We start from the raw sequence: 15,641 nt of genomic DNA, 5'->3' as shown, positions 1-15,641 counted from the left end.
CTCACGCCGCCGCGATTTCAGCCGCACGCAGCGGCACGTAACTGCCTTCCGTTTCGGCGAAGAAACGCCGCAACAGATTGCGCGCCGCGAGCAGCCGGTAATCTGCTGTCGCGCGCATATCGCTCAAGGGCGTATAGTCTTCAGCATAGGCTTCCAATGCCGCTTCAACCGTAGCCTCGGTCCAGGGCTTGGCCGTCAGTGCGGCTTCCACCGTGCTGGCGCGCTTCGGCGTTGCGGCCATGCCGCCATAGGCGATGCGGACCGTCTCCACATTGCCTGCCGCATCAAGCGTCAGATGGAAAGCGCCGAGCGTCGCCGTAATGTCTTCCTCGTAACGCTTCGACACTTTGTAAATGGCAAAATGGCTGCCTTCTGCCGGAACCGGTACATGCACGGCTTCGACAAACTCGCCGGGCTGGCGATCCTGCTTGCCATAAGCGATGAAGAACTCTTCCAGCGGTATAGTGCGGCGTTCCGCCCCTTTGCGCAGCGTCAGTTTTGCATTGAGCGCGATCAGCGGCGGCGGCGTGTCACCAATCGGCGAACCATTGGCGATATTGCCGCCGATGGTTCCCATATTGCGCACCTGCTCACCGCCAATGCGGTTGATGAGCTGGCCGAGCTGCGGAATGCGCTTGGCAAGAAATCCGAATGCTTCCGTGTAGGTGACACCTGCGCCGATGGTAACGACACCATTTTCCTCACGGACGGAGCGCAGTTCCTCCAGATGACCGATGAAGACGACCGGGGAAATGTCACGCATCATCTTGGTGACCCACAAGCCCACATCGGTAGAGCCGGCAACGATGGTCGCCTTCGGCTCTGCCGCCAGGATGGTGGCGAAATCATCGAGATCACCGGGCACAATCAACCGGTCCTTGCCTTCACCCACTTCCACCCGAACGCCATCGCGCATGGCCGTCAGCTGTTCGAGAACATGGGCGCGCTCAGCAGCAAGCGGGTCTTCCATGACCGTACCGTAGTCGGAAATGATGCGGGCGGCGCGCATGATCGCCTCATAGCCCGTGCAGCGGCAAAGATTGCCCTGCAATGCCTTTTCGATCTGTGCATCGGCGGGCTTCGGTTCGCGCATCCACAGAGCGTAGAGCGACATGACAAAGCCTGGCGTGCAGAAGCCGCATTGCGAGCCATGAAACTCGATCATTGCCTTCTGCACCGGATGCAGCTCGCCATCGGCGCCGCGCAGATGCTCGATCGTCACGACATGGCAGCCATCCAGCGAACCCATGAAGCGGATGCAGGCATTGACGCTTTCGTAAACGAGCTTGCCGTCGGAAATCTTGCCGACCAGCACCGTGCACGCACCGCAATCGCCTTCGCCGCAACCTTCCTTGGTGCCACGCAGCTTGGCGGACAGCCGCAGATAGTCGAGCAACGTTTCGGTCGGGGAAACGCGGTCGAGTTCAACCTTTTCACCGTTCAGAAGAAAGCGGATCGTGTGTCGCACAGACTGGTGCACAGACTGGTTCATGGCGCTTAGCTCCCGCGATAGGTGGAATAGGAAAACGGCGAAACGAGAAGCGGTACATGATAATGCGCTTTTTCATCGGAAATGCCAAAGCGCAGAGGAACAACATCGAGGAACGGTATGACATCATCTGTCTTGCCGAAATATTCGCCGACATGGAACAGGAGTTCATAGGAACCTGCCCGCAAATTCTCGCCCGCCAGCAGCGGCTCGCTGCAGCGGCCATCGTCGTTGGTGCGAATTTCCCGGATTGGTTCGGCCTGCTGATTCTCGACGCGACGCAATTCGATGCGCAGATTTGCCGCCGGCTTGCCGCTTACCGTGTCGAGGACATGCGTCGTCAACCGGCCATTACCGCTGTTTTCCTGACCCATTTACACTCCTGCAGCTTGCTGATTCTCTCATCAAATAGATTGGAAAATGTTACAAGCTTTTGATTTCCGGTGGTTTATTTGAGCCCAACGTCGCCATCGGCTGTGGGGGCCGCAAACCACACCATGTTCCCAGCATTTAGTATTTCGCGATCCTCCTCATTCTGAAAGATGGTTATCGTTGGATGTCTTTCAAATTTTTGGAGGGGAATAATAGCGATAAATCTTTATTATCATGGATAAAACGAACGAAAACGAGGGAAGACCCGCAATGAAATATCCGCGCAATCTCGTCGGCTATGGACGCAACACGCCAGATCCGCGCTGGCCGGGAGGAGCCAATATCGCAGTTCAATTCGTCGTCAACTATGAGGAAGGCGGCGAATGCAGCATTCTCGACGGTGACGCGGCCTCCGAATGCCTTCTGTCCGAGATTGTCGGCGCGCAGCCCTGGCAGGGCCAGCGCAACCTGAATATGGAATCCATCTACGAATATGGCGCGCGATCCGGCTTCTGGCGCTTGTGGCGCGCCTTCACCCGCCGCAACATGCCAGTCACCGTCTATGGCGTGACACTCGCCATGGCGCGCAATCCCGAAGCCGTTGCCGCCATGAAAGAGGCTGACTGGGAAATCGCCAGCCACGGATTGCGCTGGTGGGAATATAAGGACGTTCCCGAAGAGATCGAACGCGAGCATATCCGCGATGCGGTACGCCTTCATACGGAACTTACCGGCTCGCGACCGCTCGGCATCTATCAGGGCAAGCCTTCCGACAACACGCTGAAACTGGTGATGGAAGAAGGTGGCTTTCTCTATTCCGCCGATTCCTATGCCGACGAGTTGCCTTATTGGGTTGAGGGTCCGAAGGGACCGCACCTGATCGTGCCCTACACACTCGACGCCAATGATATGCGTTTTGCGACGCCGCAGGGTTTCAATTCCGGCGATCAGTTCTACACCTATCTGAAGGACACGTTCGACGTGCTCTATCGCGAAGGCGCGGAAGGCGCACCGAAGATGATGTCCATTGGCCTGCATTGCCGCCTTGTCGGTCGTCCCGGCCGTGTGGCCGCGCTCGAACGGTTCCTCGACTATGTGCAAAGCCATGACAAGGTATGGGTCGCCAAGCGCGTCGACATTGCCCGCCACTGGCACGAAAACTACAAGCCCGTTACCGCCGACGTCGTGCCTTCGAAAGCCAGCAGGGATGCGTTCGTCGCACGTTATGGCAGCATTTTCGAGCATTCGCCATGGATTGCCGAACGTGCATACGATGCGGGTTTCAGCCTGGAGGAAGATGCCGCATCCGGTCTTGCTGCCGCGATGACGAAGGCATTCCGCGCTGCCTCGACAGATGAGCGGCTTGCCGTGTTGAAGGCGCACCCGGATCTTGCTGGCAAGCTCGCACAGGCCAAACGGCTGACAGCGGAATCGACCGCCGAACAGGCCGGTGCGGGTCTCGATGCGCTGACTGATGCGGAAAAGCAGACATTCACCGAATTGAACGACGCCTATACGGCGAAGTTCGGCTTTCCGTTCATCATCGCCGTGAAGGGACGCAACAAAAAGGAAATCCTCGACGCTTTCCAGCGCCGCGTTTCCAATGACCGCGATACGGAATTTGAAACGGCTTGCGCTCAGGTGGAGCGCATCGCCCTCCTGCGCCTCAAGGATATTCTGCCGGAAGCGCTCTACTGATCCTTGCAGCCCGGAAGGTCGACTTCCGGGCGCATTCATTCCATGATCTCACGACAGGTTTTCCAGAACTCGCCGTGAGTGCCAGCTTCTCACATAAGGAATTCCCCACATGGGCAACGACAAGAACAATCGCAGCTATTATGCACCGACTGGCGGATTGCCGCCGCAGACCCAGCTCCTCACCGATCGCGCCATGTTCACCGAAGCCTATGCGGTGATCCCCAAGGGCACGTTCAGCGATATCGTGACGAGCTTCCTGCCCTTCTGGGACAAGACACGGCTTTGGGTGATTGCCCGCCCACTCTCCGGCTTCGCCGAGACCTTCTCGCAATACATCATGGAAGTGCAGCCGGGCGGCGGCAGCGACCGTGCCGAACTGGATGAAAGCGCGGAAGGCGTGCTGTTCGTGGTCGAGGGCGAAATCGCCGTCACCGTCGCCGGCAAAACGCACACGCTGACCGAAGGCGGCTACGCTTATCTGCCGCCGAAAAGCGGCTGGACACTTCGCAACAACGGCGCGATGACGGCCCGCTTCCATTGGGTGCGCAAGGCTTATGAATATGTCGACGGCCTCGATGTTCCCGAACCGCTATTCCTCAACGAAAAGGATATAGCGCCCAATCCGATGCCGGACACCAACGGCGCCTGGGCGACGACCCGCTTCGTCGATCCGAATGACCTGCGCCACGACATGCACGTCACCATCGTGACCCTGGAGCCCGGCGGCGTCATTCCTTTTGCCGAGACCCACGTCATGGAACACGGCCTCTATGTGTTGGAAGGCAAGGCCGTCTACCGGCTCAATCAGGACTGGGTGGAAGTGGAAGCCGGCGACTTCATGTGGCTGCGCGCCTTCTGCCCGCAGGCCTGTTACGCAGGCGGCCCCGGCAAGTTCCGCTATCTGCTCTACAAGGACGTCAACCGGCATATGAAGTTTTCCCGATAAAGGAGAGCAGTTCATATTCCGCGATGCATTCACGCAACGAAAAGGCCGGATCAATCCGGCCTTTTTCATATGTGCAGAACGATAGGACGGAAACAAAAACGGCGAGCCGAAGCTCGCCGTACCACTCTTCCGACTGGAGATCAGATTTGTAAACAGCGCAGTCCTTCTACGCTATCGAATGGTTCTTTTAAAATAGTACAAGCACACCAGAATGCAAATTACATTTTTGTTATATCAGCACTTGGTTACTTTTTATTTCATTCGAAAATTCAAGAATATTTCTTCAATTAAATATCAAAGTATTAGAAATTTTATTGAACTCATGACCGTTACACTAAGATGAACGGTTCAATATACTTTTGAATGCAGACCGGGAGGCCGATGTCGGCCTCCCGGTTAAGCATTAGAACGAGCGCTGGAAGCGGATCATACCCTGAACGGCATCCTTGCCGTTGAGATAGGACTTGCTGTCGCTCCATTTGGTGTAGGAAACTTCCGGCGTGACCGTGAAGCCCGGAACCATTTCATAAGCTACGTTGGCAGTAGCTGCGAAAGTGTTCGTGCCGTCATAAGCAAGCTGCGCATTGAAGACTGCCTTGTCGGTAGCCTTGAATGCTGCGCCGCCCCAGACAGCCCAATCGCCGCCCCAGGTGCCGTAGAAGCTGCTGATCGCACGAACCTGACCGATATCATGGCCATTGCCATCGGTCTGCATGATGTACTGGTCCTTATTGGACTTGTAACCACCCATCGCCCAGACCGAGAAGCGGTCCGTAATGTTCACGTCAGCGCGAACCTTACCGGCCCACTCTTCGTTGCGGGCATCATAAGCAGCGACGCCTGCGATCTTGCCCCAGCCGCCTTCATACTTCAGGCCACCGACAACGTGCGGCGTGTAGTCCTTGATGACGCCATTATAGCCGTATGCGCTATCCGTATCGTCATTGTTGCCCTGTTCGAGCGACAGAATGGCGGAGAAGCCGTTGCCACCGGTGAAGGTGTAGCTGATCAAGCCGGTGCGATAGCCGCCAGCGAGAATCACGTCATCGTTGATGACATCGCCGAGATAGCCCGGGAAGGTAACGAAGGCCGATTCATCGAGACCGACGCGGAGACCGCCAAGCTGGATATAGGCAAAACGCAGCGAACCGGAGGCACCTTCAACACCATTGCCCCAATCATAACGGGTTTCGGCAAAGGTCTTCAGAGTGCCAAGATCGGTTTCCGACGCCGTGGAGAGGCGCAGTGTGAAGCGAGCCTTGTTATCCCAGGAATTGCGGCGCGTATCGACGCTACCGTCACGATCAACGAAACCGCGACCGTAGACATTGTCACCGCCAGCAGCGTCGTAACGGACATAGCCGGATACGCGAAGGCAGGTTTCGGTGCCCGGAATATAGAAATATCCCGCACCATAGGCGTCGCAAACGCGAACATACTCAACAGATTCAGGCTCCGGTGCCACAACGGTATCCGCAGCATATGCTCCAGTGGTTGCAACCAGCGCTGCAGCCGAACCGAACAACAAGCTCTTGATCTTCATTTCATTGCCTCCAGAAATTTTTCAGACGAGGCCTGATAGAATGAATTCCACAAATACATCAATTCCAATTTTAAGAACTATATCAAGTTGAAAAGGAACATGTGTCCATTATGACACTAATTATAAACAGCTTTACTTTATAACAATAAATAACTCATAAAATATAAATCAAATAAAATTTCAAGTATATTAACACTAGCAATTTCTAACTACAAAACCCCTTTCGCCTTAATTACAATAAACGAAAACGGGGCCCGAAGGCCCCGTTTCACAAGCGTTTCGCGACTATGTCAGTCGATAGCTACCTGCCTGCAGCCTGCTGCGCATAGACGTAGCTGTCATAGGTATATTCAGCGACGCGGAACCATTCGAAGCCCTCGTCACGGAATTTTTTCCAGCTCGGGTAGATTTTCGCCCATGCCGGATTTTTCTCGTTGTATTCGGCGTAGAGTTCGAACGCGACCTTGTAGGCGGCATCCAGAACGTCTCGCGGAAGCGGTTGAAGCTTCACGCCCTTCGACACCAGCGAACGAATCGCAGCGGTGTTTTTCACGTCATAAAGCGAGATCATGTTCTGGGTCGCAGCTTCGGCAGCCGTATTCAGCGCAACCTTGTATGGCTCCGGCAGGCTTTCATATTGCTGCTTGTTGATGAAGAAGTGTACCGAAGCGCCACCTTCCCAGAAGGCCGGGTAATAATAATATGGCGCGATCTGGTAGAAGCCGAGCTTCTCGTCATCATAAGGACCGACCCATTCGGCCGCATCGATCGTGCCGCGCTCCAGCGACGGATAGATGTCGCCGCCCGGAAGCTGTTGCGGAACGACGCCGAGGCGCGACATGACCTCGCCAGCTACGCCCGCGATACGCATCTTCAGGCCCTTCAGATCCGCAAGGCTTTTAATTTCCTTGCGATACCAGCCGCCCATCTGGGCCGCCGTGTTGCCGCCGACGATACCGACAATGCCATAATCGGCAAGGAACGCATTATAAAGCTCGTTGCCACCGCCATGATAGAGCCAGGCATTCTGCAGGCGTGTGTTCATGCCGAAGGGAATAGCCGTCCCAATGGCGAAGGCCGGGTTCTTGCCGGTGAAATAATAGCCGCACGTATGCGCCATTTCGACCGTGTTGGCCTGAACCGCATCGATGGCCTGCGGGCCAGGCACGATTTCACCGGCCTGGAATACCTGAATCTGGAACTTGCCTTCTGTCATCTTTGAAACGGCATTGGCCATATAGACCGCACCGCCATAGATCGTATCCAGATTGTTCGGGAAGCCCGAGGTCAGACGCCAGCGCAGCGTCGGCAACTCCTGCGCGATTGCCGGTGTTGCGAGTGCCGCACCGCTTGTGGCAGCGGCAGCGCCAATTGCGGCACCCTTCGTCAGAAATGTGCGGCGGCTCAAATCCTGTTTCATGTGTCTCCTCCTAAGATTGTTCTGGTTTATCAGAATCTACGCAATGCTCGTTTTCCCCTCATTGCGCAGGTTTTTGCTGTAGGTCTTTGTCCTGTCCGAAGCTCGGCTGCGGAGAACCGAAAGACGGCGCGGGCAGAGGCTCAGTTGACGGCGAAGGCGCTCCGAAAGGTGCGGGTGCTGCGCCGAACGGATTGCCGCCGCCAGCATCTGGCATTGGCACATTGATCTGGATCGATGCCGGATCGGCCTGCGGATGGCCGCTCTTGTAGTGGGTGACGATGCCCGGGAAGCTGATGATGATGCCGACCATGACAAGCTGGATCAAAAGGAACGGGATCGATCCCATGTAGATTTGCCCCGACGTCACCGGCTGGATAGTCGCGCCTGTGACCTTGTCCTTATAGGGTCGGGATGGAGCGACCGAACGCAGATAGAAGAGCGAGAAGCCGAAAGGCGGATGCATGAACGATGTCTGCATATTGACCGCCAGCATGACGCCGAACCACACCAGATCAATGCCAAGGCTGTCGGCCACCGGCGCCAGAAGCGGGATGATGATGAAGGCCAGCTCGAAATAATCGAGGAAGAAGGCCAGAAAGAACACCAGAAGATTGGCGACAATCAGGAAGCCGACTTCACCGCCGGGGATGGACGTCATCAGGTGTTCGACCCAGATGTGACCGTTGACGCCATAGAAGGTGAGCGAAAACACGCGCGCGCCCAGCAGAATGAAAATGACGAAGGACGACAGTTTTGCCGTGGCGTAAAGCGCTGACGTCAGCATCGTCATGTTGAGGCGGCGATTGATGATAGCGAGAAGCAGAGCGCCGACCGCTCCCATCGCGCCACCTTCCGTAGGCGTTGCAACGCCGATGAAGATCGTTCCGAGAACAAGGAAGATCAGCACAAGCGGCGGCACCAGCGAAATCACCACTTTCTGCGCCAGTTTCCAGCCCTTCAATGTACGGGCATGCGGCGGCAGAGCCGGGACCGTATCAGGCCGGAAAATCGACATGCCGATGATAAAGGCGCAGTAGAAACCGACCAGCAGGAGACCGGGAACCAGCGCGCCCTTGTACATATCGCCAACCGAACGGCCCAGCTGATCGGCAAGCACGATCAGGACAAGGCTTGGTGGAATGATCTGTGCCAGCGTACCGGATGCTGCAATCGTGCCGCTCGCCACTTTGCGATCATAGCCGTAGCGCAGCATGATCGGGAGCGAAATCAGTCCCATCGAAATCACCGAAGCGGCGACAACGCCGGTCGTGGCCGCAAGAAGCGCGCCGACGATGATCACCGCAAAAGCCAGCCCGCCACGCACGGGACCGAAAAGCTGCCCGATCGTATCGAGCAGTTCTTCCGCCATGCCGCTTCGCTCCAGTATCAGCCCCATGAAGGTGAAGAACGGAATAGCGAGCAGCGTTTCATTCGACATCTGCCCGAAGATGCGATCCGGTATCGCGCCGAACAGGTTGACAGGCAGAAGCCCCATTTCGATGCCGACGAAGCCGAAGGCAAAACCGACGAAGGCCAGCGCGAAAGCCACCGGGTAGCCGAGCAACAGCACAACCACCAGCGACAGAAACATCAACGGGGCGAGATTTTCCGCAATAAAAGCAATCATATCCATTCCCCTCAGAGCGTCTGGGCTTCCGCATCTTCAAGGGCGACCGTGTCCGGTATGCGCCCTTGAAGGATGGCGATGCGCTTGATGAGTTCGGAAATGCCTTGCAATGCGAGCAGCCCGAAACCGATGGGGATCAACACCCAGACCGGCCAGAGAACCAGCCCACCCGTATTGTTGGAGGTTTCACCGCTGGCGATCTTGGCTTCCACGATGGGCCAGGAGAGGTAAATTGTGATGAGGCAGAAAGGCAGGAGGAAAAAGATCGTGCCGAAAATCTCGACCAATAGCTGGGTTCGCCGCGAGTAGCGGCTGTAGAGAAGATCAACCTTCACATGCTCGCTATGCAGAAGCGTATATCCGGCAGCGATCAGAAAGACCGCCGAGAACAGATACCATTGCGCTTCCAGCCACGCATTCGAGCTGACATTGAACAGCTTGCGCGAGACGGCATTGATAGCACTGATGAGCACTGCCACCAGGATCAGCCACGATACGGATTTTCCGATGAAATTATTGGCCGCGTCGATAGCACGCGACAACGCCAGCAAGACTGACATCGCTCCTCCCCTCCTGTTCCGCCTCCTCAAGCGGTTTTGGAGCGAATGATAGGACCGGCGAATCCATGCCGCAAGTTGACGAAAGTTCTAAGAAACGGAGACCTACCCATTAGTGGGTAAGGCAATATCGGGAGACGAACGGAATATCCGCTATTGCGACGACAGCTATTGCGAAGACAGGCGCAACCGGTTCTCGATGACGTAGCGCGTAAGCCCGGCGGTGCTGGCTATTCCGAGTTTCTTCTTGATATTCTTGCGATGAGTTTCGACCGTCGCCTCCGAGATGCCGAGCCTGATTGCAATTTCGCGGTTGCTTCCACCTTCGGCCACCAGCACCAGAACATCGTTTTCGCGGACCGACAGCCCTTCCGATTTCCTGTCGCCGCTGTCGAGCAGCGCTTCCGAAACACCGGAAGAGAAATAAGTTCCACCCGAAGCGACCGCATGAATGGCAGCGACGATTTCAGTGGTGGACACATCCTTCAACACATAGCCTGAAGCTCCGCGCATGATGGAGGTCGAGATATATTCGCGGCTGTCGTGCATGGACAGCATGAGGATGCGAATGCCCGGCAATTGTTTCTTGAACAGTTCGATAGCGTCGATACCGTTGAGAAGTGGCATGTTGATATCCATCAAAACCACATCGGGATTAACGGTCAGCGCCAGCTCCAGTGCAGCCCGCGCATTGGAAGCCGCGCCTGCAATATCGATATCGTCATAGGTTTCGAGTACAGCCCGCAAACCATCCAGAACCAGCGGATGATTATCCACGAGCAATACGCGAATCTTGCATTCATTCGTCATGCGACTTCCGGTTCCCGCTTTCTCTCTGTTGCCGATTTCGGCAAGCGCGCGGTGAGCTGCGTACCATCTGCGCCGGTTTCAACCAAGAGCACACCGCCGAAATGCGCCATTCGCTCCTGCATATTTCGCAAGCCAAGCCCTGAAAGCTGATCTTTCAGATCACGCGCGGTAAAACCATTACCGTCATCGGCGACTGTCATCGTCACCTTGCCGCCGGAACCCCAGAGGCGGATGCTCACCTGGCTTGCCCCGGAATGGCGCTCGACATTGGTGAGCGCTTCCTGCACGACGCGATAAAGCGCCGTGCTTGCCTCCGGCTTCAGCGTCTCGTTCAGCCCGCTTGCTTCGAGCTGCGTTTCAATACCGGTCCGCTCCGAAAAATGTTCGCACAAGGCCTTGAGCGCAACGGTCAGGCCAAGATCGTCCAGAATGCGCGGACGCAGATCATGCGAAAGCCGCCGCACCTCCTTGATTGCACCATTGAGCGCATCCGATGCCTTCTCGATCGCAAGCGGCGCGCCTCCGCTGTCCATGCGCACCTGACGGCTTGCTAAATCGATGGCATAGCGAACGCCGACAAGATTTTGGGAAATGCCGTCATGCAGTTCACGCGCCAGACGTGCCCGTTCCTCCTCCTGCGTATCGATGATGCGCTGCGCCAGCTCCTTCAGCTTGTTATCAGCCATCCGTCGCTCGCGCAGATTGAGCAGCATACAGGTCGCGAAGACGAGCATCACAGCCGGCACGGCGATCAGACTGACGATCAGGAATGTCGTTCGGATATTGGCCCGGAAATCGGCGTTGGCGGCAGCAGTCTGCACATAGACATCGTCAAGATAGACGCCAGTTCCGAGCATCCATTTCCATTTGCTCAGTCCGACAGCGAAGGAGAGCTTGTCCGCCATTTCGCCGCTTGACGGCTTTTCCCACTTATACTGGTGCAGCCCTCCACCTTCCTTCGCCTTGTCAATCAGATTGGCAATGACGCGATCTCCATCAGGATCAACAAGATCGAGCCAGTTATGGCCGGGCCGAAATGTCTGGCGAGGATGGACGACATTGTTGCCGTCATAGTCATAGACAAAGAAGTAGCCGTCGCGACCATAATCGAGCGAGGTCAGAATCTTCCGCACCTTTTCCATGGCAGCGGTATCGTCGGGGCCTGCATCGTCGTAAATCTGCTGGATAGAAGAAAGCGCCAGGTTGGTAAGATTGAGAAGCTCGGTCTCCTTGGCCTTCAGCATATTCTTCTCGAAGGTCGCGATACTGCTCTGCACAAGATTTGCCGATTGCCAGGTAATGAAGGCCGTGACCGTCAGAATAGCCACGATAAGGGGCACAATCGCCAGTGCAACGATCTGATAGCGTAGCGTCACGACTTCTCCTCCCGGCACAACGAGCCGACTTTTCCAGGGCGACTTTAGAGTTCCGGCTTGATGAGGAAAAGGGGACAATCAGCAAAACCTTGCCCAAGAAAAAGGCGCCTGCACAACCAATAATATATTATTCTTTTCTTATATAACTGAAATATAAACAATAATTCATAGTTGAAGACACGAATATTTTATGTTCAATAATGTTTTCTTGGACAGTGCGTCCGAGTATACGGTTCTGGGGCTCATTAATTTCAGAGAGAATCTTTTTATGAAAAGCTATCGCGTAATCGGTCTTGCATTCACGCTTGCAACCATTTCCGGCGCTTCGGCCTTTGCGGCTCCACTTCCAGGTGGAGCTAGCACCCTTCAGGAGACTTACCAAGACTGGACCGTTTCCTGTCAGAGCCAGAAGGAAACAAGCATCTGTGTGATGCGTCAGGACCAGAGCAGCACGCAGACCGGCCAGCGCGTTCTGACCGCGGAATTGCGCAATGTGGAAGGTAAGGTCGAGGGTGTTCTGCTGATGCCATTTGGCCTTGATCTTGCCAAGGGCGCAGCTCTTAAGATCGACGAAGTTGCCGGACCAAACCTGGCTTTCTCCACCTGCCTGCCGCAGGGTTGCCTCGCGCCGGTCAGCTTCGAAGCAAAGCAGGTTGCAGCTCTCAAGGCTGGCACCAATATCAACGTCACCACGACAGCCCTGAGCCCAAGCCAGCCGGTCGCCTTCAAGGTTTCGCTGAAGGGCTTCGGCGCAGCGCTTGACCGCATCACCGCATTGACGAAGTAAGTTTCAAAACTTTGATGGAAAAGCCATACGCCCGACGGGCGTATGGCTTTTTCTTTTGTCAGGCCGGATGCGCCGAGATATGCGCGAGATGCCTGCGCCATCGCAGCGTCATCAATACCGAGACAATACCGAGACCGGCGGCAAGGCCGAGCCAGATACCGACCCCACCCAGTTCAAACTGGAATGCAAGCAAGGCACCCAACGGCAACCCCACACCCCAATAGCCGAATAGCGCCAGGAACATCGGAATGCGTGTATCGCGCAATCCGCGCAACATGCCCGCGGCAACGGCCTGTGCACCGTCAACGATCTGGAAGAGAGCCGCCAGCGCAAGAAATGTGACAGCCAGTTCCATCACTGGCAGGTTCTGCGGATCGTGCAGATCGAGAAAAACACCAATGAACACGCGCGGGATGAGAACCATGAGAAGCCCCATCACGGCCATGAAACCGACGCCGAGCGCATAGGCGCTCCAGCCTGCATAGGCGACAGCCTGAGGGTCGCCGCGGCCATAGGCACGGCCCACGCGCACTGTTGCAACCTGACCGAAACCGAGTGGCACCATGAAGCTGAGCGATGCAATCTGGATCGCGACGGCATGAGCCGCCATGGCCGTCGGCCCGATGCGGCCCATCATCACCACTGCAGCATAGAAGATCGAAGTCTCGAACACGAATGTCAGCGCCATTGGAATACCAATGCGCCACAGTTCACGCAGGCGCGCCCAGTCGGGACGCCAGAAGCGGCCAAACAGGTGATAGCGGCGGAAGCGGTGGTGACGCACCGTGATGAATGCAAGCCCGAGGAACATCATCGTGCTTGACGCTGTTGTGGCGATACCGGCTCCGTGCAGTTCCATGCGCGGGAAGCCGAAGTGGCCGAATATCAGCGTCCAGCCGGCAAGCGCGTTGAAGCCGATGGCAAGGGCCGCAATAAGCAGCGTCCACATCGGTTTTTCCATCGCCGCAAAGAACGAGCGTAGAACAATATAGCCGAGATAAGGCAGCAGTGCCCATTGCAGCGTGTGCATGAAATCCGTCGATCGGGCAGCAATATCCGGACGCTGGCCGAGAAACAGGAAAATCTCCTCGCAATGCCAGAGCACGATCCAGACCGGGATCGAGATCATTATGACCGTCCATAGTCCCTGTCGCACCGTGCGGCGCACATCGCGAACCGAATGACGGTTCTTGCCAAGCGCGATGGCGATCATCGGCATGACGGCCGAAACGAGCCCCATCGAGAAGATCATGAGCGTATGATAGAAGCTGGTCGCCAGCAGGGCCGAAGCGAGCGTATCCGCTCCAAGACGGCCGATAAAGATGACGTCGGTTGCAGTCAGCGCTGCCTGCGAAAGATTGGTGAAGATCAGCGGCCAGCCAAGCTTCAACGCTGCCGCCATCTCCCTGCTCCAGCGTTGCGTGCCGGATTCATGCGGCTCCCGAAAGCCCGCATCGATTGTCCTGTCCATAGTCCGCTCCCCGAAGCATCCGGGGCCGTCAATCCGCCGGATGTTCCATTTGAATGAGGCCACGCCCCGGAACATCAGAGACCATGTCAATCTGAGAAGAGGCGCGGAAATACGATCATCGACCGTCCCATGCCGGCTAAGGGTGCCCATCGCCAAGAGAGCGATCACACCCCAACTTTTCGGGTTGCTCAATTTCTAACGGGAACGTTGTGTATGTTCCAGAAACTGATCCGGAGCCAAGCGGGCTGCGCATCGATTTGCACAAAATAAGAGCACAATGGATATCAGACTTGCTTAAAGAAGCAACACATCTCGGAATGGATTTTTCATCTCCTGACACTGAGGGGAATGGAATCCTCATTCTGACGCGAAAGCGCAATTACCCGTCCGATAAAGGATTGACGCTAACGCCCTAACCGATAGGAATGATTGCATTAATTGCAGGAGGCGTCATGCGCAGCACCAAAGTCATCCATATTGTCGGCTGTCACGCAGAAGGCGAAGTCGGTGATGTCATTGTCGGTGGCGTGGCCCCTCCTCCCGGCAAGACTGTGTGGGAGCAGTCGCGCTTCATCGCCAGCGACGAGACCCTGCGCAATTTCGTGCTGAACGAGCCGCGCGGTGGTGTGTTTCGCCATGTCAATCTGCTGGTGCCACCGAAAGACCCGCGTGCGCAGATGGGTTTCATCATCATGGAACCCGCTGACACCCCGCCAATGTCCGGCTCCAATTCGATCTGTGTCTCCACGGTTCTGCTGGATAGCGGCATCATCCCCATGCAGGAACCAGTCACGCGCATGGTGCTGGAGGCGCCGGGTGGCCTTATCGAAGTGGAAGCCGAATGCCGCAACGGCAAGGCCGAGCGCATCAGTGTCCGCAACGTGCCATCTTTTGCAGATCGCCTGAATGCATCGCTTGAAGTTGAGGGATTGGGCACAATTACCGTCGATACTGCTTATGGCGGCGACAGCTTCGTTATTGTTGATGCAGCTTCTATTGGAATGAAAATCGAGCCGGGTCAGGCACGGGAACTGGCTGAGATTGGCGTGAAAATCACCAAAGCTGCCAATGAGCAGCTTGGTTTCCGCCATCCTGAGAAAGACTGGAACCACATTTCCTTCTGCCAGATCACCGAGCCAGTGACGCGCGATGGCGATATACTGACGGGCGTGAACACCGTTGCCATTCGCCCGGCCAAGCTCGACCGTTCCCCGACCGGCACCGGCTGTTCGGCGCGCATGGCCGTGCTTCACGCAAAAGGCCAGATGAAAGTCGGTGAAAGATTTATCGGGAAGTCCGTACTTGGAACGGAATTTCATTGTCGATTGGACAAGACTCTGGAGCTTGGTGGCAAACCGGCCATCAGCCCCATCATTTCCGGTCGCGCTTGGGTGACGGGAACTTCGCAGCTCATGCTCGATCCGAGCGATCCGTTTCCGAGTGGGTATCGTCTCTCGGATACTTGGCCCAATATGCCAGAGTAAGCCAAAGCAAAGCGCCAATAAAAAACCCCGCACAAAGCATGGCATTGGGCGGGGTTTTCTT

At 56.1% G+C, this 15,641-nt stretch carries 13 protein-coding genes; 4 read left to right on the top strand and 9 right to left on the bottom strand.

Translation table 11 applies throughout. The annotated features are described in order from the left end of the window. Nucleotide 1: 1 nt before the first annotated feature. Together xdhA and uraH are read right to left on the bottom strand one after the other, a co-directional pair. Nucleotides 2–1,480 (bottom strand): xanthine dehydrogenase small subunit, encoded by a 1,479-nt coding sequence (xdhA, locus tag OANT_RS02365; protein ID WP_172488796.1) that lies wholly within the window; start codon nucleotides 1,478–1,480, stop codon nucleotides 2–4. Between the two features lie 17 nt (nucleotides 1,481–1,497). Next, the gene (gene uraH / locus OANT_RS02360) at nucleotides 1,498–1,863 is read right to left on the bottom strand and encodes a hydroxyisourate hydrolase (protein WP_012090739.1); all 366 of its coding nucleotides are present in this window, start codon (nucleotides 1,861–1,863) and stop codon (nucleotides 1,498–1,500) included. A gap of 268 nt (nucleotides 1,864–2,131) precedes the next feature. On the opposite strand from uraH, the gene puuE reads away from it, so the two are divergent. Together puuE and OANT_RS02350 are read left to right on the top strand one after the other, a co-directional pair. Next, nucleotides 2,132–3,559 (top strand): allantoinase PuuE, encoded by a 1,428-nt coding sequence (gene puuE / locus OANT_RS02355; protein ID WP_012090738.1) that lies wholly within the window; start codon nucleotides 2,132–2,134, stop codon nucleotides 3,557–3,559. A 109-nt stretch (nucleotides 3,560–3,668) separates the two neighbouring features. Then, on the top strand, nucleotides 3,669–4,505 hold the full coding sequence (locus OANT_RS02350) for a bifunctional allantoicase/(S)-ureidoglycine aminohydrolase (RefSeq protein WP_012090737.1): 837 nt from the start codon (nucleotides 3,669–3,671) through the stop codon (nucleotides 4,503–4,505). A gap of 403 nt (nucleotides 4,506–4,908) precedes the next feature. On the opposite strand, the gene OANT_RS02345 is transcribed toward OANT_RS02350, so the two are convergent. The 6 genes from OANT_RS02345 to mctS all read right to left on the bottom strand — a co-directional run bounded on the left by OANT_RS02345 (nucleotide 4,909) and on the right by mctS (nucleotide 11,838). Beyond that, nucleotides 4,909–6,048 (bottom strand): porin, encoded by a 1,140-nt coding sequence (locus OANT_RS02345; RefSeq protein ID WP_012090736.1) that lies wholly within the window; start codon nucleotides 6,046–6,048, stop codon nucleotides 4,909–4,911. A 301-nt stretch (nucleotides 6,049–6,349) separates the two neighbouring features. After that, nucleotides 6,350–7,468 (bottom strand): TRAP transporter substrate-binding protein, encoded by a 1,119-nt coding sequence (locus tag OANT_RS02340; RefSeq protein WP_010658269.1) that lies wholly within the window; start codon nucleotides 7,466–7,468, stop codon nucleotides 6,350–6,352. A 58-nt stretch (nucleotides 7,469–7,526) separates the two neighbouring features. Next, nucleotides 7,527–9,095 (bottom strand): TRAP transporter large permease, encoded by a 1,569-nt coding sequence (locus tag OANT_RS02335; protein ID WP_012090735.1) that lies wholly within the window; start codon nucleotides 9,093–9,095, stop codon nucleotides 7,527–7,529. A gap of 11 nt (nucleotides 9,096–9,106) precedes the next feature. Then, nucleotides 9,107–9,655 (bottom strand): TRAP transporter small permease subunit, encoded by a 549-nt coding sequence (locus OANT_RS02330; RefSeq protein WP_012090734.1) that lies wholly within the window; start codon nucleotides 9,653–9,655, stop codon nucleotides 9,107–9,109. A gap of 165 nt (nucleotides 9,656–9,820) precedes the next feature. Beyond that, nucleotides 9,821–10,462: a two-component system response regulator MctR gene (gene mctR, locus OANT_RS02325; RefSeq protein WP_010658266.1), complete on the bottom strand. Its 642-nt coding sequence runs from the start codon at nucleotides 10,460–10,462 to the stop codon at nucleotides 9,821–9,823. Then, nucleotides 10,459–11,838 carry a two-component system sensor histidine kinase MctS gene (gene mctS / locus OANT_RS02320; RefSeq protein ID WP_010658265.1) on the bottom strand — a complete coding sequence of 460 codons (1,380 nt, stop codon included), beginning with the start codon at nucleotides 11,836–11,838 and terminating at the stop codon, nucleotides 10,459–10,461. The genes mctR and mctS overlap by 4 nt, the downstream gene beginning before the upstream one ends. A gap of 268 nt (nucleotides 11,839–12,106) precedes the next feature. Between mctS and OANT_RS02315 the strand changes: the two genes are divergently transcribed. Further along, entirely contained in the window at nucleotides 12,107–12,625 is a 519-nt protein-coding gene (locus tag OANT_RS02315) for an invasion associated locus B family protein (RefSeq protein ID WP_010658264.1), read from the top strand. 58 nt (nucleotides 12,626–12,683) lie between these two features. On the opposite strand, the gene OANT_RS02310 is transcribed toward OANT_RS02315, so the two are convergent. Continuing rightward, on the bottom strand, nucleotides 12,684–14,096 hold the full coding sequence (locus tag OANT_RS02310; RefSeq protein ID WP_012090732.1) for an MATE family efflux transporter: 1,413 nt from the start codon (nucleotides 14,094–14,096) through the stop codon (nucleotides 12,684–12,686). Nucleotides 14,097–14,548: 452 nt separating this feature from the next. Here OANT_RS02310 and OANT_RS02305 point away from each other — a divergent pair, with 452 nt between their 5' ends. Next, nucleotides 14,549–15,580, top strand: coding sequence for a trans-3-hydroxy-L-proline dehydratase (locus OANT_RS02305; RefSeq protein ID WP_012090731.1), 1,032 nt, complete (start codon nucleotides 14,549–14,551; stop codon nucleotides 15,578–15,580). The last annotated feature ends 61 nt before the right edge of the window (nucleotides 15,581–15,641 follow it).

Origin of the sequence: Brucella anthropi ATCC 49188, from assembly GCF_000017405.1 — a bacterium.
Lineage (GTDB): Bacteria > Pseudomonadota > Alphaproteobacteria > Rhizobiales > Rhizobiaceae > Brucella > Brucella anthropi.
The sequence above is the reverse complement of the archived record's forward strand: the minus strand, read 5'-3'. Positions and strand labels throughout refer to the sequence as shown.